The 20,108-nt window shown below is 62.9% G+C and carries 15 protein-coding genes, 1 pseudogene and 1 CRISPR repeat array; of the genes and pseudogenes, 8 read left to right on the top strand and 8 right to left on the bottom strand.

The features are described 5' to 3' along the window. Positions 1–760 precede the first annotated feature (760 nt). Positions 761–874, bottom strand: a pseudogene (locus ACH2AT_RS08295) (helix-turn-helix transcriptional regulator); the annotation flags it as partial. A 151-nt stretch (positions 875–1,025) separates the two neighbouring features. Here ACH2AT_RS08295 and ACH2AT_RS08290 point away from each other — a divergent pair. Together ACH2AT_RS08290 and ACH2AT_RS08285 are read left to right on the top strand one after the other, a co-directional pair. Beyond that, positions 1,026–1,577 (top strand): helix-turn-helix transcriptional regulator, encoded by a 552-nt coding sequence (locus ACH2AT_RS08290; protein ID WP_394965128.1) that lies wholly within the window; start codon positions 1,026–1,028, stop codon positions 1,575–1,577. 46 nt (positions 1,578–1,623) lie between these two features. Beyond that, positions 1,624–1,779 carry a hypothetical protein gene (locus tag ACH2AT_RS08285; protein WP_394965126.1) on the top strand — a complete coding sequence of 52 codons (156 nt, stop codon included), beginning with the start codon at positions 1,624–1,626 and terminating at the stop codon, positions 1,777–1,779. Between the two features lie 12 nt (positions 1,780–1,791). On the opposite strand, the gene ACH2AT_RS08280 is transcribed toward ACH2AT_RS08285, so the two are convergent. Continuing rightward, positions 1,792–3,162: an MATE family efflux transporter gene (locus ACH2AT_RS08280; RefSeq protein WP_394965124.1), complete on the bottom strand. Its 1,371-nt coding sequence runs from the start codon at positions 3,160–3,162 to the stop codon at positions 1,792–1,794. Positions 3,163–3,426: 264 nt separating this feature from the next. On the opposite strand from ACH2AT_RS08280, the gene ACH2AT_RS08275 reads away from it, so the two are divergent. Together ACH2AT_RS08275 and ACH2AT_RS08270 are read left to right on the top strand one after the other, a co-directional pair. Beyond that, entirely contained in the window at positions 3,427–7,377 is a 3,951-nt protein-coding gene (locus ACH2AT_RS08275) for an efflux RND transporter permease subunit (RefSeq protein ID WP_394965122.1), read from the top strand. Positions 7,378–7,415: 38 nt separating this feature from the next. Next, positions 7,416–8,348, top strand: coding sequence for a calcium/sodium antiporter (locus ACH2AT_RS08270; protein ID WP_394965120.1), 933 nt, complete (start codon positions 7,416–7,418; stop codon positions 8,346–8,348). A gap of 47 nt (positions 8,349–8,395) precedes the next feature. On the opposite strand, the gene ACH2AT_RS08265 is transcribed toward ACH2AT_RS08270, so the two are convergent. Continuing rightward, positions 8,396–9,139 (bottom strand): heparan-alpha-glucosaminide N-acetyltransferase, encoded by a 744-nt coding sequence (locus ACH2AT_RS08265; RefSeq protein WP_394965118.1) that lies wholly within the window; start codon positions 9,137–9,139, stop codon positions 8,396–8,398. 3 nt (positions 9,140–9,142) lie between these two features. Then, the gene (gene sfsA / locus ACH2AT_RS08260) at positions 9,143–9,838 is read right to left on the bottom strand and encodes a DNA/RNA nuclease SfsA (RefSeq protein WP_394965116.1); all 696 of its coding nucleotides are present in this window, start codon (positions 9,836–9,838) and stop codon (positions 9,143–9,145) included. A gap of 142 nt (positions 9,839–9,980) precedes the next feature. Here sfsA and ACH2AT_RS08255 point away from each other — a divergent pair, with 142 nt between their 5' ends. Together ACH2AT_RS08255 and ACH2AT_RS08250 are read left to right on the top strand one after the other, a co-directional pair. After that, positions 9,981–10,808 (top strand): RICIN domain-containing protein, encoded by an 828-nt coding sequence (locus tag ACH2AT_RS08255; RefSeq protein ID WP_394965114.1) that lies wholly within the window; start codon positions 9,981–9,983, stop codon positions 10,806–10,808. Between the two features lie 145 nt (positions 10,809–10,953). Beyond that, positions 10,954–12,300, top strand: a complete 1,347-nt coding sequence (locus tag ACH2AT_RS08250; protein WP_394965113.1) for a cytochrome c biogenesis protein CcdA — start codon at positions 10,954–10,956, stop codon at positions 12,298–12,300. 48 nt (positions 12,301–12,348) lie between these two features. On the opposite strand, the gene ACH2AT_RS08245 is transcribed toward ACH2AT_RS08250, so the two are convergent. The 4 genes from ACH2AT_RS08245 to ACH2AT_RS08230 all read right to left on the bottom strand — a co-directional run bounded on the left by ACH2AT_RS08245 (position 12,349) and on the right by ACH2AT_RS08230 (position 18,097). Then, a complete protein-coding gene (locus ACH2AT_RS08245; protein ID WP_394965111.1) occupies positions 12,349–14,721 on the bottom strand; it encodes a hypothetical protein in 2,373 nt (790 codons plus the stop codon). Then, a complete protein-coding gene (locus ACH2AT_RS08240) occupies positions 14,718–15,491 on the bottom strand; it encodes an ATP-binding cassette domain-containing protein (protein ID WP_394965109.1) in 774 nt (257 codons plus the stop codon). The genes ACH2AT_RS08245 and ACH2AT_RS08240 overlap by 4 nt, the downstream gene beginning before the upstream one ends. Before the next feature lie 21 nt (positions 15,492–15,512). Then, positions 15,513–16,733 carry a hypothetical protein gene (locus tag ACH2AT_RS08235; RefSeq protein ID WP_394965107.1) on the bottom strand — a complete coding sequence of 407 codons (1,221 nt, stop codon included), beginning with the start codon at positions 16,731–16,733 and terminating at the stop codon, positions 15,513–15,515. A gap of 146 nt (positions 16,734–16,879) precedes the next feature. Then, on the bottom strand, positions 16,880–18,097 hold the full coding sequence (locus ACH2AT_RS08230) for a hypothetical protein (RefSeq protein ID WP_394965105.1): 1,218 nt from the start codon (positions 18,095–18,097) through the stop codon (positions 16,880–16,882). Positions 18,098–18,626: 529 nt separating this feature from the next. On the opposite strand from ACH2AT_RS08230, the gene ACH2AT_RS08225 reads away from it, so the two are divergent. After that, positions 18,627–19,202 carry an accessory gene regulator B family protein gene (locus ACH2AT_RS08225; RefSeq protein WP_394965103.1) on the top strand — a complete coding sequence of 192 codons (576 nt, stop codon included), beginning with the start codon at positions 18,627–18,629 and terminating at the stop codon, positions 19,200–19,202. After that, the gene (locus ACH2AT_RS08220) at positions 19,199–19,519 is read left to right on the top strand and encodes a hypothetical protein (RefSeq protein WP_394965101.1); all 321 of its coding nucleotides are present in this window, start codon (positions 19,199–19,201) and stop codon (positions 19,517–19,519) included. Before ACH2AT_RS08225 ends, ACH2AT_RS08220 begins: the two co-directional genes overlap by 4 nt. A gap of 116 nt (positions 19,520–19,635) precedes the next feature. After that, positions 19,636–20,073: direct repeats of the CRISPR family, unit length 33 nt; unit sequence ATTTCTATCCACGCCCTCCGCGTGGAGGGCGAC. Between the last annotated feature and the right edge of the window lie 35 nt (positions 20,074–20,108).

Below are 20,108 nucleotides of genomic sequence, written 5' to 3'. Positions count from 1 at the left end.
GAAAGCCAAAGCTGCCGTTGCAGGAACACCCATTCCCACAACGGCAGTTTTTCATTTCCACGGCCTACGCCGGAAGTCCATACCAGACTGTTTTATCAGCGGGGATTTCTGATAAGGTACAATAAGTTTCGCAAATTGAAAAGTAGATAAAAAGAGACATGGTTTGCAGATCTCTGGTAGAATGAAGTTGTGACACTAACCATTCTGAAAGGAGACAGCAAACCATGTCCGAGAAGATTGTACAGCTAAACGAGGAAATTATCAAAAATATTACCAAAACAAGTTTGAAAAAGTTATGGAAGTCTTGGGATGACAGTGCCCGATTGAATGTAGGGAGAACAAGGCCATCCGAGCCTTTCAACAGTCAAGATGAACGGCGCATTTCATGCGCCGCCGTTGACAGTCCCGCCCGTCTTTGCTAAAGGGTAATCAAGGCGGGAAAGCCTTAAAATGGCTTCCCGCCCATTTCAAATTTGAGAGAAGAAACGCTCCAAAATCAGAAAGAGAGAGGCCAAGCACTTTGAGGAATTGGCCGCCTTGCCCACCCATTCAGCGGGACGGTGGGCGGCGGTCAAGGCCGGGTGTAAACCCGTTCATTTCAGCCTTGACGGTTGCCCCCTTTGGAACCCCCCACAAAAAAGGCGATATGCTACCCCTCCACAGGGCGCATACCGCCTTTTCTTGTTATCCAGTTCTTCGGCTGTATCGGTTGAGCAAAAGTCAGCGTGGGAATGGTGTGGTATCTTTATCTAAGTGATGCCCCTGTCTCCCATTTGGAGATGGTCTGGCGGCTGACCCCCAGTTTTTCGGCCACGGCCTCCTGGGAAAGGCCGCTCTTTTTTCGCGCGCTGTAAAGTCCGCTGGCAAAACTCATAACGTTCGCCCTCCTTTTGCTTTTCTGCCTGCCAGTATACCACCCCGGCAGAGAAAAGGCCACCAGCCAAACCTGTCACTTTCGCCCGTTTTCTTGACGGTGGTAAGCACAGGTGATATAATCTCTCTATTAGACATATATGGAGGCCGCCATGGAGTATCTCATTCTGGGGCTGCTGGTTTTCGCGCCCATGACCGGCTACGAACTGCAGCGGTTCATCAAGCAAAATCTGGCCCTCATCTGTTCTTCCAGCGCGGGCAGCGTGCAGACCGCCCTGGCCAAGCTGGAAAAGGAGGGCCGCATCGCCGACGTCGAGACCCTGGAGGGCCGGCGGCGCAAAAAGACCTTTTCCATCACCCCGGCGGGGCGGCAAGCCTTTGAGGCCTGGGTGGCCCGGCCCATGCAGGCGGGCAGGGTCAAGAACATGGAACTGGCCCGGCTGTTCTTTCTGGGGCTGGCCCGGCCCGCTCAGCGTGCCGCCGCCATCCGGGACTACATCCGTCAGATGGAGGAGAAGCAGGCGGTGCTCAGCGCCATCCGGGAACAGTCCCGTCTGGCCTGGAGCAGGCCGCTGCCTCCCGGGCGGGATTGGGACGAGGTCTTCCGCTTTCAGGGCTATACCATCGAGTACGGCATCGCCGCCGCCGAATTTGAGCGGCAGTGGTACGGCCGCCTTTTGAAGGAACTGGAGGAAGAGGAATGAACATTCTGGTGCTGAAGGCAGCCCCAAGGGCGAAACCTCCGCCGCAGTGCACACGGTGCTGCATCTGGAGGCGCTGCACCCGGAGCACACCTTTGGACCTCTGCCGGTGGGGGTGCGCGCCAGAAGCTATGAAAAGAACTTTACCCCCGCCCGCGCCGCGCTGGAACAGGCGGATCGGACGCTCTTCTGCTGCCCGGCCTGAACCTGGAAAAGTTCATTCCCTGTCCTGCCGGGGCAGCTGGGCGAAGAACCGCACAAGGAAAGGCACGCTGGTGACGAAGGTGAGCGCGTCCGCCAGAGGCTGGGCGATCTGCACGCCCCGCAGCCCGATGACCAGCGGCAGCACCAGCATCAGCGGCAGGTAATAGAGCCCCTGCCGCAGGCTGGACAAAAAGGTGGCCGCGGCGCTCTGGCCGGTGCTTTGGAACAGCATGTTGGCGCAGGTGCCCACCGGCACCAGCAGCATGGCGCAGCACTGCAGCCGGCAGGCCAGCACCCCGATCTCGATGACCTGCGGGTCGTTGCGGAAGGCCTGGATGAGCCAGGGCGCGGCCAAAAAGGTGCCCAGCGCCACCACGCAGATGCACCCCTCGCCCAAAAGCAGCGTGAAGCGGAAGGCCTGCCGCAGCCGGGCGAACTTGCCCGCGCCGTAGTTGTAGCCCGCCACCGGCTGGAAGCCCTGGCCGATGCCCAGCATCACCGCGAACACAAACATGAAGATGCGCCCCACCACGCTCATGGCGGCCACGGCGGCGTCGCCGCCGCACTGGCCCGCCTGCCAGTTCAAAAGGGCGGTGGCCACGCTGGCCAGCGCCTGCCGGGCAAAGCTGGGCAGGCCGCAGGCCAGGATGTTTTTAAGGCCGGGCAGGTCCCGCCCGATGAGCCGCACCGAAAGATGGAGCTGGCTTTTGCCAAAGAGAAACATCGCCAGAAGAAGGCAGAAGCTCACGCCCTGGGAAAGGGCCGTGGCCAGCGCCGCGCCCGCGATGCCCATGTCGAACACGAAGATGAACAGCGGGTCCAGCAGGATGTTCAGAATGCCGCCGGCGGTCAGGCCGATCATGGCAAAGGCGGCCTTGCCCTCGTAACGCAGCATGTTGTTCATGGTGAAGCTGGCGCACATCAGCGGCGCGGCGGCCAGAATGTAGCGCCCGTAGTCGCAGGCGTAGGGCAGGATGGTGTCGGTGGCGCCTAAAAGCCGCATCAGCGGCTCCAGAAAGACAAGGCCCCCGATGCCCAGCAGCGCGCCGCAGCCCAGCGAGGTGAAAAAGCCCATGGAGGCGATGTGGCTGGCTTTCCGGCTTTCCTGCTGCCCCAGCAGGCGGCTGATGACGCTGCCCGAACCCATGCCCACCATGAAGCCGAAAGCCTGCAGAATGGCCATCAGGCTGAACACCACGCCCACCGCGCCGGTGGCGCTGTTGCTTTTCAGCTGGCCCACGAAAAAGGTGTCTGCCAGGTTGTAGATGGAACTCACCAGCATGCTGGCTACCGTGGGGGCGGCCAGGGTGACGATGAGCTTCGGGATAGGCGTCCGGGTCATCTTGATGAACTGGGCGTTCGGCGCGCCGGCGGGATTCTGCATATTCGATTGCCCCCTTGCAAAAAATGGTGCGGCGGGGCGGCATGCCCGCCCCGCCGGCCGCGGCGGAGACTGCGCGCAACCGCGGCGCATGGTCCACCTCTGCTCTCGCATCGTTCCTTTTTATCATAGCATGTCCGTCAATCACAGGGCAAACTTTACATGATGGGGCACGCAGATTGCCTTTTCGGCCCAAAAAGAATATACTGTAATTTATACGCCAAGAGAGCGGGCGCCCGCTCCCGTTTGAAAAGAAAGAGTGAGTCTATGTCGAAATACTGCGTTAAAAAACCCTACACCGTGGTGGTGGCGGTGGTGATGGTGATCGTGCTGGGCGTCATCAGTTTTATGAACATGGTCACCGACCTGCTGCCCGCCATGGAGCTGCCCTATGTGGTGGTGGTGACCACCATGCCCGGCGCAAGCCCCGAGCAGGTGGAAAGCCAGATCACCGCGCCGCTGGAAGCGGGCCTGGGCACCGTGAACGGGGTGACCAATGTCACCAGCACCTCCTCCGAGAACGTGAGCGCCGTGGTGCTGGAGTTCGACAGCGGCACCAATATGGACAGCGCCATGGTCAACCTGTCCACCGCGGCGGATCAGGTGCGGGGCCTGCTGCCCGACACCGCCGGCAACCCCATGCTGCTGCAAATTTCGCCGGACATGCTGCCGGTGATGATCGCCGCAGTGGACATGGAGGGCATGGACGTTTACCAGCTCACCGACTTCGCCTCCGAGACGGTCATCCCCGCCTTCGAGCGGCAGGCGGGCGTGGCCAGCGTCAGCGGCACCGGCCTGGTGGAAAAGAGCGTGGAGATACGCCTCAGCGAGGAAAAGATCGAAGCCATCAACACCAGGGTGTTGGCCAGCGTGGACGAGGAACTGGCGGACGCCAGGGCCGAGCTGGATGACGCAAAGAAAAAGGTAGAGGACGGGCGCGCCGAGCTGGAAAACGGCAAGACCGCCCTGGAAAACCGGCAGGGCGACACCGCCGCCGAGCTGGCCGACGCCAGCGCCCAGCTGGATTCCGCCATCGCCCAGGCCCAGGCCCTCGCCAGCCAGCAGACCGCCCTGGAGGCCAGCAAGGCCGCGCTGGAAGGGGAACAGAAAGCCCTGGAAGGATACGGCACGCTGAACGCGATTTTCGCAACACTGGAAAGCACGCTGCTGAAGCAGATGGGCAGCCAGTTCGGCAGCTACGAAGACCTGTACGCCGCGTGGAGCGCGACTCCGGATATGTTCCCCGGCCTGGACCTGCCGGCGAGCCTGCCGTCCAGCGTGGAAGAAGCGGCTGCAATGCCCGCCGCCGACTTTGAAAAAATGAAGGCGCTGCTGAGCCAGGGCCCCATGGCCGGCCAGGTGGCCGCCCTCACCCAGGACAGCCTGAAGAGCATGCTGGCCCTGGTGGGAGACAACGGGGCAGACCCCGATGCCCGTATTGAGCAGATCAAGGTGGCGCTGAGCGACCTGGACACCGAACTGATCGCCGCCAGGGCGATGGCCGAGCAGGCCAAGGCCGGGGTGGAGAAGGCTCAGGAGGCCTACAAAAAACTGGAGGAGGGCAAAATTCTGGCCGCGGCGGGCTTCGGCAGCGCCTCGGCTCAGCTGGCCGCCGCCGAGAGCGCCCTCAAGGAGGGCGAGGCCCAGCTGGAGGACGCCCAAAAGCAGTTTGAAGACGCCCGCGCCGCGGCCCTGGAACAGGCGGACATGAGCGCCCTGCTCACCAAGGAGATGGTGGCCAACCTGGTCATGGCCCAGAACTTCGCCATGCCCGTCGGCTATCTCTATCAGGGCGAGGACCAGTACCTTTTGAAAGTGGGCGACGCTTTTTCCAGCGTGGAGGAAGTGGAAAACGCCCTGCTGCTGCACATGGACGCGGGGGATGTGGGCGATGTGCGCCTCTCGGACGTGGCCGACGTGACGGTCATCGACAACTCCGGTGAAAGCTACGCCCGCATGAACGGCAACCCGGCGGTGGCGGTGAGCATCCAGAAAACATCCACAGCCTCCACCAGCGAAGTGTCCAAAACGGTGAACGAGGCCATTGAGGAACTGGAAGCCAAGTATCCCGGCCTGCGCATCACCCCGCTGATGGACCAGGGCGTCTACATCCAGATGACGGTGGACTCGGTGCTCTCCAACCTCGGCTGGGGCGCGGTGCTGGCGGTGCTGGTGCTGGCCCTCTTTCTCAAGGACCTGCGCCCCACGCTGGTGGTGGCGTTCAGCATCCCCATCAGCCTGATGTTCGCCGTGGTGCTGATGTACTTCTCCGGCGTCACCCTCAACATGATCAGCCTCTCGGGCCTTGCTTTGGGCGTGGGCATGCTGGTGGACAACTCCATCGTGGTGGTGGAGAACGTCTACCGCCTGCGGGGCCTGGGGCTTCCGGCGGCAAAGGCGGCCGTGCAGGGCGCCAAACAGGTGAGCGGGGCCATCGCGGCCTCCACCCTCACCACCGTCTGCGTGTTCCTGCCCATCGTCTTCACCGACGGCCTCACCCGCCAGCTCTTTGTGGACATGGGCCTCACCATCGCCTACTCGCTGATGGCCAGTCTCATCGTGGCCCTGACCCTGGTGCCCGCCCTCAGCGCCACCATGCTGCGCCAGAGCAGGGAAAAGCGCCATCCCTGGTTTGACAAGGCGCTGGAAGGCTATGAGCGGGCGCTGGACTTCTGCCTGCGGGTCAAAGCCGTGCCGCTGGCGCTGGCCGCCGCCCTGCTGGCCCTGTGCATCTGGCACACCACCCAGATGGGCATGGAGTTCATCCCCAGCATGAGCGCCAACCAGATCAGCGCCACCCTCATCCTGCCGGAAGACACCAAACGCGCCGACGCCTACGCCCTTGCCGACGAGGCCATGGCCCTGATGCAGGAAGTGGAGGGCGTGGAGACGGTGGGCGCCATGGACGGCGGCGCCGGCATGAGTATGATGGGCATGGGCGGCGCGGCCAGCTCCGACACGGTGGAGAGCATGAGCTTCTATCTTGTGCTGGACGAAAACGCCGGCAGCGAAAAAGCCGCCGACGGCCTTGCCGCCCTTTCCGCTCAGCTGCCCGGCTGCGAGGTGAGCGTGACCACCTCCGGCATGGACATGTCGGCGCTGGGCGGCAGCGGCGTGGAGCTGATCGTCCGCGGCCCGGACGTGGACGAACTCAACCGCATCACCCATGACCTGATGGACATCCTCCGGGGCGTGGAGGGGCTGGAAGAGCCCACCAACGGCCAGGAGGAGGGCACGCCCCAGCTGCGGCTGGTGGTGGACAAGGACGCCGCCATGCGCTGCGGGCTCACGGTGGCGCAGATCTACAGCGAGCTGGCCGCCGCCCTGACCACCGAGACCACCTCCACCACCCTTGCGGCGGGGGCCGAGGACTACGAGGTAGTGGTGGCGGACGAGCGGAACAAGCTGGACCGGGACGCCCTGATGGGCTACGAGTTCGAGGTGCCCGGCACGGGCCCCGACGCGGAGCCCGAGACCCACACCCTTTCCGAGTTCGCCAGCCTGAAGGACGACCTCAGCCTTGCGGCGGTGAACCGGGAGAACCAGCAGCGGTACATGACGGTGAGCGCGGCGGTGAAAGAGGGCTACAACGCCACCCTCATCAGCCGCGACATCCAGCCCGCGCTGGACAGCTACGACATGCCGGACGGCTACACCCTTGAGGTGGGCGGCGAGACCCAGACGGTGGCCCAGGCCATGCAGGACCTGGTGCTGATGATCCTGCTGGCGGTGGTGTTTATCTACATGATCATGGTGGCCCAGTTCCAAAGCCTGCTGGGGCCCTTCATCGTGATGCTCACCATGCCGCTGGCCTTCACCGGCGGCCTGGGCGCTTTGTGGATCGCGGGGCTGCCCCTCTCGGTCATCTCCATGCTGGGCTTTTTGATTTTGGCGGGCGTGGTGGTGAACAACGGCATCGTCTTTGTGGACTATGCCAACCAGCTGCGGCTGGAGGGCATGGAGAAGCGCGCGGCGCTGATCGAGACCGGCAAGACCCGCATGCGGCCCATCCTGATGACCGCCCTCACCACCATCCTGGCCATGAGCACCATGGCCTTCAGCACCGGCATGGGGGCGGAACTCTCCAAACCCATGGCGCTGGTCACCATGGGGGGCCTGGGCTATGCCACCCTGCTCACCCTTTTCATCGTGCCGGTGTTCTATGACCTTCTGTTCCGCAAACCCATGAAAAAGATCGACGTGGACGGCGAGGACTGACCTCCCCGCCGCCCGAAACGAAAGGATGTCAAAACAGCATGACGATGCTTTTCAACTGTCTGGTGCTGGCGGCCGGCTTTGCGCTGCTGGTCAAAGGCGCAGACCTTTTTGTGGACGGCGCTTCCGGCGTCGCCCGCCGCCTGCGGGTGCCCGGCGTGGTGATCGGCCTCACCGTGGTGGCCATGGGCACCAGCCTGCCGGAGGCTTCGGTGTCCATCACCGCCGGGCTCACCGGCAACAACGGCCTGAGCCTGGGCAACGTGATCGGCTCCAACATCTTCAACCTGATGGTGGTGGCCTGCGTCTGCGCCCTGATGATGAGCTTTGCGCCCGACAAGGAACTGATGGTGCGCGACTTCCCGGTGTGCATCGGCGCCAGCGCCCTGCTGGTGCTGTTCATGTGGGACGATGTGCTCCAGCGCTGGGAGGGCGTCGTGATGCTGGGCCTGATGGCGGCCTACATCGCCCTCACGGTGGCGCAGGCGCTGGCCAGCCGCACCCCCGAAACGGAAGGCAAGCCGGTCAGCCTGCTGCGGTGCGCGGCCTTCATCCTGCTGGGCATGGTGGGCATCATCTGGGGCGGCGACCTGGTGGTGGACAGCGCCAGCAGCATCGCCGCCGCGCTGGGCCTCTCCCAAACGCTCATTGGACTGACCATCGTGGCGGTGGGCACCAGCCTGCCGGAGCTGGCCACCAGCATCGTGGCCGCCCGCAAGGGCGAGAGCGGCCTTGCGCTGGGCAACGCCGTGGGCTCCTGCATCTTCAACATCCTGTTCATTCTGGGCGTGTCCAGCGCCCTGACCCCCATCGAGAGCGCCCGGGGCGTTCTGGTGGACGGCGTCATCATGACGGCGCTCACCGCAGCGCTGTTTATCTGGTGTCGCATCAAGGGCCGGATGACCAAGCCTATGGGCGCGGCGGGCCTGCTGGCCTATGTGGCCTACACCGCCTACCTCATCCTCAACGCATAAAAAAACCGGGCGGGCACGGGAAAAACGTGCCCGCCCGGCCTTTTTGCTCAAAGGTTCAAAAGCCAGCACAGCGCCATGCACACCGGCTGATGGATCAGGTAAACGGCCAGGCTGTGCCGCCCCGCCCACTCCAGCGGCGGGCAGCCCAGGCGGGGGAGAAAGCCCTCCAGCCGGGGGCGGGCCAGCTTGCAGAAGAACCACCCGGCGAGGAACAGGAAAAACCAGGGCGCCAGCGGGAAATAGTCGCTGCTGGAAAAAGCCGGCCCCGGCAGCCCCAGAAAGGCCAGGGCGTCCCATCGGTAGAGCCCGGCGGGCAGCTTCAGCCGCCACATCCCAAACAGGCCCAGATACCCCTCCGGCAGATGGCGGGTGAGGGCAAAGAGGAAGAGGCTTGCGCAAAGGCCCGCCGCGGCGGGCAGCTTTTCCAGCACGGGGCGCAGCGCCCACACCAGAAGCACCGCGCAGCCCAGCAGGTTCAAAACGCCGAAGCGCACCGCTTCGCTGGGCAGGGCCAGCAGCGTCACCGTGCTCACCGCGAGACCGCACAGGTTCAGGATGAGGCCGTGGCGCAGGGCCCGCCGGCCCAGATGGGCGGAGAAGCCCGCGGTGAGGATGAAGGTGCAGCAGATGGCCTGCTGCCAAAGCCGGATGGGCCAGAGAAAATACCAGCCCGGCAGCCGGGCGAACACCTCGAACCAGTCGTAGCAGAAGTGGAACGCCACCATATTCGCCACCGCCGCGCCGCGCAGGGCGTCCAGCCAGCGGTAGCGGGTCTTTTGTGCAACGGCCATGGTTCACACTCCTTCCGGCGGCGTCAGGTCGATGGGCACCGGCGCATCCAGCGCCATGCTGCCCGGCGTCACCCGGCAGTCCATGGCCAGCAGCTGCACCCCGGCGGCCTTTGCCTCGGCCAGCGCCCGGCCAAAGGCAGGCTGTGTGGCCCAGTTGGGGCGGAACAGGCGCACCCCTTTCATCTGGATGACCACCAGCACGCAGCACTGCCAGCCCCCGGCGGCCAGCGCCGTCAGCTCCCGCACGTGCTTTAAGCCCCGCAGGGTGGGCGCGTCGGGGAAAGCGGCCACGCCCGCGCGTTCCAGGGTGCAGCCTTTCACCTCCACCAGCAGCGGCGCGCCGCCGCGCAGGGCGTGAAAGTCGAAGCGGGAATCCCCCACGGCATACTCCGCCCGCAGGCCTTCCAGCCGCCCCAGCCCTCCGGCGGCCAGCCACTCGCCGGCGGCCTTGTTGGGAGCGGCACAGTCCATATTGATGAGCAGCGGCCCCTTTTCCACCGCCACCAGGTCCCAGGCGGTCTTGCGGGCGGGGCTGCCCGCCTGCGCCAGATACACCGTGGCCCCCTTCACCAAAAGCTCGGCGCAGCGGCCGGTGTTCTTCACGTGCACCCGCACCGGCGCGCCGTCCAGCAGCGCCTGGGCGGTGAAGCGGTTCTCCCGCAGAAGGAACGTTGCCGTTTGAATGCGCTCGTATGTCATAAAAAGACCCTTTCATGGTGCAGTTTGCGTCGCAAAACGGCATTTTAGGCCGATTTGCTTGACGGATTTCGCTGTGGTGCTATAATAAAATGCGAGGTTTCCGAATGGGGAAACATGTGAAAAAGAATGGAGGACATTCAACATGAAAAAGACTGCTCAAACCGTGATCAGTGCTGATAAATATTATACCATCACCGCCGCCAATGGCAAGGTCGTGGAGGTGGCCGACTACAACACCGAGAACGGCGCCGCCATCCAGCTGTGGGACTACGCCGGCGAGGAGTGGCAGCAGTGGAGCTTTGTGCGCGCGGGCGACGGCGTCTACCGCATCTGCAACCGCTTCACCGGCAAGATGCTGGACCTGATCGCCGGCGGCGTGGTGGACGGCACCTGGGTCCACCAGTGGGAGGGCGCCAGCGGCTCCAGCCAGCTGTGGGTGCTGGAATCCACCGGCGACGGCCGGGTGAAGATCAAGTCCAACCTGTCCGGCAAGTGCCTGGACGTGGTGGGCATGAACCAGGAGAACGGCGCCCGCCTGCAGATCTGGCAGGACGTGGGCGGCGAAAACCAGACCTGGACCGTGGCGGAGGCCAAAGCCGTTAAGAAGAAGGCCCCGGTCAAGGCCGAGCCCGTGAAGGAGGAGGCCCCCAAAGCCGCCAGGAAGCCCGCCGCGAAGAAGCCCGCGGCCAAAAAGCCCGCCGCCAGGAAGGCCGCCCCCGCCAAAGCCGAGGCAGCCAAGGCCGCCCCCGCCAAGAAAACCGAGGCGGCCGCGAAAGCTGAGCCCGCCAAGAAGGCGAAGGCCGCGAAGCCCGCCGCCAAGGCCAAGCCCGCCGCCAAGGCGGAGCCCGTCAAGGCCGAAGCGGCTAAGGCCGAGCCTGCCAAGAAGGCCGAGCCTGCCAAGAAGGCCGAGCCTGCCAAGAAGGCCGAGCCCGCCAAGAAGGCCGAGCCCGCCAAGAAGGCCGGCAAATAAAACAAACCGCCGAACCAAAGCCCCCGGCAGCCTGCCTGCCGGGGGCTTTTCCGGCCCCGATGGTGACTTTGCTACGGTGGACGGGGCCGTTTTGTGGTATCATAGCCCCATACCCCCGCCGCAAAAGGGGAAAGGAGTGTTTTGAATGGGATTTACCGTGGAGACAAGCGTTTCGGCGCTGGCGGTGTTCTTCCAGGGCCTTCTGAGCTTTTTCTCGCCCTGCGTGCTGCCGCTCATCCCGCTGTATCTGGGGTATCTGGCGGGCGGCGCCTCCGCCGAGGACCTCACCGACCGCCAGCGCCGCCGCCTGACGCTGCGCAACACCCTGTTTTTCATCCTGGGCATCAGCTTCGCCTTTTTCGTGCTGGGCCTGGGCTTCACCCAGCTGGGCCGCTTTTTCACCGGCAACCGGGCGCTGGCCGCCCGCATCGGCGGCATCCTGGTGGTGCTGCTGGGCCTGGTGCAGCTGGGCTTTCTGGAAAGCCGCTTCATGCAGCGGGAGTGGCGGCTGCCCTTCGACCCCAAAAAGTGGGGGGCCAGCCCTCTGGCCGCACTGGTGCTGGGCTTTACCTTCAGCTTCGCCTGGACGCCCTGCGTCGGCCCGGCCCTCACCAGCGTGCTGCTGCTGGCCGCCAGCGCCGCCACCCGGGGCATGGGCTTTGCGCTCATCGGGGTCTACACCCTGGGCTTTGTGCTGCCTTTTTTGGCGGTGGGCCTGTTCACCAGCCAGGTGCTGGCCTTCTTCAAGCGCCACACCGGCTGGCTCAAGTGGACCGCCCGGGCGGGCGGCGTGCTGCTCATCCTGATGGGGGTGATGATGTTCACCGGCTGGATGAACGGCTTCACCGCCTACCTCAGCGGCATTTCCGGCACCGCCGGCCAAAGCGCTTCGGCCAGCCAAAGCGCCTCCCAGCCGGAAAGCGGGCCCGCCGCCGTGCCGGGCAGCGAGGGCGAGGCCGGCGAAAGCCAGAGCAGCCAGAGCGCCGCGCCCTCCGCGCCGGAGAGCGGTTCCTCCTCCGCCAGCGAGCTGCCCCCCGCGCCGGACTTCACCCTTGTGGACCAGAACGGCCAGGAGCACACCCTTTCGGACTACAAGGGCCAGGTGGTGTTTTTGAACTTCTGGGCCACCTGGTGCGGCCCCTGCCAGCGGGAGATGCCGGAGATCCAGCAGCTCTATGAGGACTGGGGCGAAAACGCCGGCGAGGTGGTGGTGCTGGGGGTGGCGAACCCCCACGACCCCGACCGCCCCGGCAACGCCGACAGCCTCACCGCCGAAGAGATCGGCGGCTGGCTGGGGGAAAAGGGCTATACCTACCCCACGGTGATGGACCAGACGGGGGAGATATTCACCCAATACGGCGTCAGCGCCTTCCCCACCACCTTCATGATCGACGCAGAGGGCAACGTCTTCGGCTACATCACCGGCAGCCTCACCCGCGACATCATGGACAGCATCATCGAGCAGACCCGCACCGGCGTGCGCGCCGGATGAAGGAAACGGGCCCCGGAGGCAAAGCCTCCGGCCTTTCAACAGCTGTGGCTATTTTTGCGGCTGTTCCCACCTTGCGCGCAGCCGGCCGGCGCACAGCCAGCACACCGCCGCGGCCAGAACGAGAAGAACAAGGCCCGCCGCGCCGTCGGAAGGGCGGCGCAGCAGCTCTGCCAGATGGAACAGCGGATACGACCCCACCCAGCGCAGAGGCCACAAACCGCTTAAAGCCAGCATGGGCGGCAGGCAGAAGATAAGGGCCGAGAGGAACATGGCGCTGAGGGCGCTGCCAAGCGTCTCTGAAAACCAGAGGGTGACCGCCGCCATGCACAGCACGGCGGCAAGGCGGGCAAGCCCCGCCAGCGCCAGCACCCCGGCAAGGGTCAGCCAGCCGGGCAGATGGAGATAATCGGGAAGGCTCATGGCCGGGGCGAAGGGGGCGGGCAGGCCGTAGTCCCGCAGGGCCACAATGAGCCGCGGCAGGCTCACCAGCGCCCACAGTAGTATTGCAGCGGCACCAGATGACAACAGTTTGGCAATCACCGTTGTTTTGCGCCCCAGCGGGGTGGCCATTAACACCCGCTTCATGCCGCCCCGGTGTTCAAAGGCAAACAGGCCCGAAAAGCAGACGCTGGCCAGCAGGCCGGCGACCAGGGTATCCCGCAGGTCGCCGTCTCCCGCAAAGCAGAACAGCTTTTCCCAGCCGCTTTCATACACCAGCTGGGCGCCGGGGTGTTCTTTGAGATAGGGCAGATTCCCGTAAACGATACGTTCGAACACCTGCTTTTTCTGGGAAAGGCTGTAGTAAGCTCCCATCTGCATCTGGTACTCTTCCGACGTTATCTTACCCGCCTGAAGCGCCCGCTCCAGCCGCCGGATGGGCTCGAACTCTTCGTTCTGCTCCTGTAACCATTGGTAGGCCTCCCAGTCGTAGGGGCCGGAGATGTGGGTCATGTAGTACTGATAATAGATTTCGTCCGCGTCGATGAAGCTTTCGGCCCCGGCGGTCTGCCATGCCTGATACCCGGCAAAGACGGCCAGCACCGCCAGCGCGCCGCAGCCGAGGGCCAGCTTGCGCGCCTCCTGGCCCCAAATGGTGGTGGGCCGGGTGCGGGGTTTGCCCAGCCGCAGGCCCGCAAAAGTAGGCGCAGGCAGCAGTGCCGCCCGGCAGAACACCAGGCAGAAAGCGGTCAGCAGCATGGCACACCACAGCGCTGCGGCGGTCCATTCCACCAGCGGCAGCGGAACGGGGTGGTCGAACCAGTATAGGTTGCGGTAGTTGCCTAGCAATTCGTTAGTGCGCAAAAGGCTTGCTAGGTTCGCGTATTTCATCACGTTTAGGCGGCTGGTGGCGGGGATGGCCTGGCGGATGAGCCACTGGGCCGCGGGCAGCGCCAGCCCGGCGCACCAGCCAGCCGCTGCCCGGCGGCAGACCAGCGCCGCCAGCATGACCCAAAGGCCCATCACAAAAGCCCCCGCCCACTTGGCCAGCAAAAACAGACCTAGATACTGCCCCACGGTGATGCGCATGGTGCAGCGCATCAGGGCGGGCACGCTCTGGATGCTGCGACCGAGGGGGCCCAGGCCGAAGGTGAGCTGGCAATAGGCCAGGTTCACCCCGTAGAGCAGCACCAGCACCGCCAGCAGGCTGACCCCCAGCGCCCCCAGCTTTGCCGCCGCCGTTTTCAGCCGCCCGCCGGGGGTGGTGCGCACAAAAGCCAGCATGCCGCTGTCCCGCTCGGCGCGCACCAAGAGGCTTGCCAGCAGCAGCATGGCCGCCAGCAGGATGAGGTCGGTGAAGGGATAGTCCAGGGCGGTGTAAAGGCCCTTTTGGGGCGCGTAGTTTATCCGCACATCGCCCATGCCGGCGTAGACCGCGGCGGTCTTGTCGATGTTTTCCAGGTCGTAGCCGCTCTGGGAGTTCTGGAAAATGGAGATGCCGGAAAGCTGCTTTGCCTTGGCCTGCACATCCTCCAGAAACTGCGGGTAGCCGGCCACTGTGTCCAGCTCCGCCTTGACGGAGGTGAGAAAGTTCACCTCCTGGCTCAGGTTCTCGGTGTAGAGGGTGTAACTCTTGTCCTGGTAAATCTGCTCGTACTGTTCGAACAGTTCGGGGAATTGGGTGTGCGGGTCGGACATATAGCCGTACTGGGCGTTCAGGGCATAATCGTAGAGCAGCTGTCCCACCTGATAGACGCCCTTGGCAGTGTCCAGCTTTTCGTTGATGAGGGTCTGCTGTTCGGTGGTGGAAAGGCCCCGCAGGTCCCGCCCCACCGCCCGCCAGGCCGAGGCGGGGGCGGCGTTGGGGCCGGGTTTTGTGCCGGTGTAGAGCAAAAACAGGTTCGCGCCCGCCAGCGCCGCAAGGCAGAGGGCCGTGACCCGGCGTCCCCAGACCTTGCGCAGTTCCGCAAAAAGGAGCCTCATGCGCCCCCCTCCTCCCCAAAGACATGGAGGTACACATCTTCCAGGCTGCCGCCGGGGGCGTACTGCTCCACCAGCGAGGCCACCGGGGCCTGGGCCACCAGCCGCCCGTCTTTCAGCAGCAGGATCTCCTTGGCCACCGTCTCCACATCGCCGACCACATGGGTGGCCACCAGAATGATGCGGTCCTGGGCAAGCTCGGCCAGAAGCCGGCGCAGGCGCACCCGCTCCTTGGGGTCAAGGCCGGCGGTGGGCTCGTCCAAAATGAGCAGCTCCGGTTCGCCCAGCAGGGCGCTGGCCAAAAGAAGCCGCTGTTTCATGCCGCCGGAATAGGCGGCGAGACGCTTGTCCAGCTCATTTGATAGGTTCACCCATTCCGCCGCCCGCGCCACCTGGGCGGCGGTGTCCTTGGCCGGTATTTCCTTCAGGGCGCAGAGGTAGGCCAAAAAGCGGCGGCCGGTGTAGCTGTCGTAAAGGCCCTGCTGCTGGGGCATGAAGCCCAGCGCGCGGCGGAACTTGACGCCCAGCGCGCGGGCGCTTTTGCCGCACCAGAGAACCGAGCCGCCGTCCTGCGCAAGGCCGCCGGTGATGATGCCCAAAAGGGTGGATTTGCCCGCGCCGTTGGGCCCCAGCAGGCCATAGAGCCCCGGCCCGAGGGTGAAACTCACCCCCGCCAGCGCCTGCTTTTTGCCTGCCGGGCGGCCGAAGCGCCCCGGCAGCGCGTAGCTTTTTTTCAATTCCTTCACCTGCAAAGCCGGGGCGCTTATTTCCATGGCGGGCCTCCTGGGTTTCGTTTATTCGGGCAGCTGGGAGTTCATGAAGTCCTCCCAGCTGCAATATTTATACTGGTAGCGTTCAAAGCTGGAAATGTCTGATCCGCTGTACTGAGGCACCTGAAGAATGACCCCGTCCCCCAGTTCGCCTTCGATGAGGATAGGGTAACCCCGCACCGGATCATAAAGATTTATCTCCCGCAGGTCCCGGGTCTCGGGTGTAAAGGCAAGATACTTGCTGATGAGTTCATTCTCTTCCGTATAGCCGGAAAGCAGATCAAACAGCAGGGTTCCGTTGTGCCAGCTTTGGTTCATGATATTTCTGGGGTCCTCCACCTCTATGCCCAGGTCGTATTCGTTCTCTTCGCCGGTGGCAAGATCCCGCACCGTCAGGTGGAGCACATCGTTTGGCATGCTGAGCAAAAACAGCTTGTCGTCGGCGACCACTTCCCAGCCTTCGTCCTGCTGCCATTCCGCCATCGTGCTTTTTGCGCCGGTGGTCGGGTCGATGGCCGTGAGGATGTGACGCTGCTGGCTGATGTCGGAAAGCCGGCTTTGGCCTTCCGGCAGGCCGAAGTGTTTAACGATCAGCTGCCCGCAGGCCACGCCCATCAAAAATGCGGTTTTTTCCACCTTGCAGACGGTGACAAGGCTGCCGCTGGTCAGGTTCAGACGCACAAGTTCCGTGCTGTAGCCGTTGGCCTCGTAGGTGGTGAGAAGAAAATAAAGGCTCTCGCCGCTGGCGGCAACACCGGCGCTGTATTCTTGATTTGCTTCCAGGTCGCAGACCTTGTGTCGGCCCGAGCCGTCGGGGTTCATCACGTCGATGTGGGGCAGCACCTCGCTCTGGTCACTGCTCGATCCTTTATGGAAAAGCACCACCTTGCCGCCAGCCCAGGTAAGCTCGGGCCCATGGTTGCCGAGATACGCGGGGCAGGCGTCGGTGTCGTGGCCGCAGCCGGGGTCAGAGCACAGAATCACGTCTCGATGGCTTTCCTTGTCAATAAAATGGATGTTGCTATGAGAATAGTCTCCGGACGCGTCGGTGTAATAGTAGCCCGCTTCCCCTTCAGCCCCGTTGCCCAGCTGGTCAGGACTGCTGGATAGATAGACCAGACGGTCGTCTACCGTTTCAAGGGCGGCAGGCCCGGCAGAACCCGCCTGGGCGGAAGAAGGCCCCCCGCCGCAGCCCGTCAAAAGCAGGCAGGCCGCGAGGCCCAGGGCCAACATGTGTTTTTTCATGGCGCAAAAACCTCCTTTTGCGGGGCGTGGGCGGTCGAAAAGCACCCCTTTGCCCCGTTTGTGCGTTCAGCATAGCACGGGGCAGAGAGAGGTCTCTACCATGGGGGTGTATGCTTTGGGTATCGAAACTGTAAATTCCGCGCCGTTCATCCCGCCCGGCTCACGGCGCGGTAGTTCGGCGTGCCGGCCCAAAAGTCCTCTTCGCTGATGAGGGCAAAGGCGTAGTCCACCACGTCCACGCCGTAGGTAACGCCGTTCGGGCCGGGGATGCACACGGTGTGGAAGGAGCGGCTGGGAGAAACGAGATAATCTTCTCCCTGCCGGGCGAAGATCTCCAGCATCCGCATCCGGTCCCCTTCTTCGGTGCTCTCCGCCTGCAATTCCTGCCGGACGGCCCTGCCCCCAAAGTCGATGAGCCAGTTGTGGTATACGTCCTCTCCCGAGGCCTGCACCACATAGCCCTGCTCGGTCACGGCGGCCAGCTTGGCCCATTGAGGGGCGCACTGGGCCAGAAGGTCGGTGGCAAGTTCCGTCACGCTGCCGTCTTCCACCGAGACGGTGCGGATGGCCCCGGTGGCCTCGTCCACGCAGCACAGCACCCCCTCGCCCACGGCGGCCGCGCTGTCGCTGGCGGCCAGGTCGCGAAGCGCCTTTGTGTCCACATTGTAGGCGGCGTAGTAATTGCGGCCCAAACCGGATTGCAAAATGAGCTCTCGGCCCCATGCCCCCACGATGCGCAGTTCCGTCCGCTGCACCGCTTTGTCGGCGCTCGCCGCGCCGGTGGCAAGGTCGATGGTCACGATTTTTTCCACCGGCCCGCCGGCCGAACTGTAATCGGCGAGGATGATGTAAAGGTTTTGCCTGTCGGCGGCAGGCATGGAGGCGAAGGCCTCCGATGCGCCGAAGCGGGCCAAGTCCTGCCGGCCCGAGCCGTCCGTGTTACACTTCAGGATGCGGGGCAGGGCTTTTTCGCCGTAGGTCTCGAAGGCCCAGCCGTCCCACGGGGCGCCGGAGAACAGGATGTAAAGCGCGTCATCGGAGGCAAGGACGCTCGGTTCAGTGCCGCCCCAGGCAAACCACGCGGGGCAGGTCTCGCCGCTGTGGGCGCAGTTGGGCTGGCTGCACAGAGGCACGTCCTGCAGGGTGGCATAGTCCACGACCCGCAGCAGGCTGTTTCCGTTTTCGTCTTTTGTAAAGTAGTAATACCCCGTCTCATTCCCCGAGCCGTAAGACAGATCGGAACTCAAAAAGCGGATGGCGCCACCTTCCGCGGCCGGGGCTTCGGGCCCCGGCGCGCTGCAGCCTGCAAGCAGCAGGCAGGCGGCAAAGGCGGCGGAAAAAAGGCGTTTTGTTTTCGTTTTCATGGCGGCAGCTCCCTTCGCGTCGGGCCCGGGAAACAGGCCCCGCAGAAATCCGCCCGCATTTGCGGGCTCTGCTGCAAGGATACCGCCGCCAGAGGCGCGGGGTCATCTGCAAGCTGTATCAAAACTGCAAATTCTGCCGGGGGCTGTTTCAACGGGGCCGGTCCCTGCCCGGAAATCCGCACAGCGTATCTTTCCACACACCGGCCCAGGGGGGCTCACGGAGGCCTTCCCGCCGATCCTCCCGGGGCTGAAGGGTCTCGCCCGCGATCACAAAGCAGCTGCCGCCCACCGCGTCTTCGGCAGCGGTGGGCGGCAGTGCGCTTTTTTTCAATGGGATAGTTGCAAAATGTAAAAACAATACTAAGCAGATACGATTCGCTTTTTGGCATTGACTATAAAGACGGCTGGTTCCTGGCATACCTGGAAATTGCAGAAACTCGTCGCTCGTGACATAATACTCGTATTTTATATCAAAAAACAGAAAAGAAAAGGAGGAATGATATACTGCAATAGAGGATGTGATATTCGTATGACCATGTTGGCAAATTACATTACATCATTCCTTGTTCGAAACAAACTTGTGGAACCTTGGGAAAACGAGTGGTGCGCATACCAGATTGAAAGCCGGCTGACGCAAATGATATCCATCCCTTTTCTGATACTTGCAGGGAGCGTGATCGCTCCACTCGACAGTGTTATTATTTTGAATCTTGGAATAATTTATCTGCGCCCAAAGACAAACGAGTATCATGCTAAAACGTTTGCAGGGGGCATGTTCTTCTCGTTGGCCTTGGAATTGATAGCGCTAACTTGTTTGGCATATATGAACAGCATTAGCGCATGGATTGGGTTGGGGATAGCTGTTGTGGCCATCATTGCCTTTGGCCCGGACAACAATCAGCAAGTTCATTATTCGGAAGAAGAATATAGAAAACTGAGGAAGAAGATGCTCGCAGCTCTGTTGATATATTCCTTGCTGTGCAGCATTCTTATTTGCCTTCTTCCAAACTGGGCTTATTCCTTAATAATGACGTTGCTTGCAGATGCGGCTCTTTTAATTCTTGCAAGAGTTGTCCGATGTATCCAAAGGAGGTTTGTGCAATGAATGATCCCACTAAAAATGTGATGCATGATGCCCTGAAATCGCTGCTTCATAAGGCGATTGAACGCACTGCGAATAGTGTCGAGTGCCCGTTTGTGTGGGCGTATCAGCCGAAGCGCCCCCGGCGCATGGAAGAAAAAACCTTCTCGGGCAGAAAGCTAATACGCCCAAATCTGGCATCTGCACAACGCAGCAAACTTGACTGCTATGTTAAAAACCTGGCTCGCTGCGAGCCAGGTTTTTCGGTTGGGATCGAGATGGCAATAAAAAGCCCCGAACGGTATCGGTCAGAGCCTGCGCGAGTTTGCGTGATGAATTGATACCCGAAAAAACTGTGCACTTCTCTGTGTAACAATCAGCAAAATGGCCCCGCACGCATACGCACTCTGCACAGAGGATAACTACCGTAAGTTATTACTAAACTATCGAGACAAGATTTCTGCCCGTCACCCTCCATGTGGAGGGCGGCGGCCGTGGGAAAGCCGAGCGCCCTGCACAGCTCATATTTCTATCCACGCCCTCCGCGTGGAGGGCGACGATCAATCGTTTTGTAAGCTCGGCCCTCACCTGGCCATTTCTATCCACGCCCTCCGCGTGGAGGGCGACGCGCAATAGTACCAGGCTCTTTCATCACTCACTTATTTCTATCCACGCCCTCCGCGTGGAGGGCGACCGCTTTTGTCCGGCTTCCCAAAAAGCCAGACCCATTTCTATCCACGCCCTCCGCGTGGAGGGCGACGGCACCGCGCTGCTGATAGGCAGGCGCCCACCATCATTTCTATCCACGCCCTCCGCGTGGAGGGCGACCGTCCTCGCGCTTGCGCTTGTCGCTGGCCACTGTATTTCTATCCCCGCCCTCCGCGTGGAGGGCGACCGGACGTGCGCAACGAGTGCACGGCGGCCTCCCTA

It is taken from the genome of Candidatus Allofournierella excrementigallinarum (genome assembly GCF_944388085.1).
GTDB classification, from domain to species: Bacteria; Bacillota; Clostridia; order Oscillospirales; family Ruminococcaceae; genus Allofournierella_A; species Allofournierella_A excrementigallinarum.
This window is presented reverse-complemented; position numbering and strand designations above follow the sequence as displayed.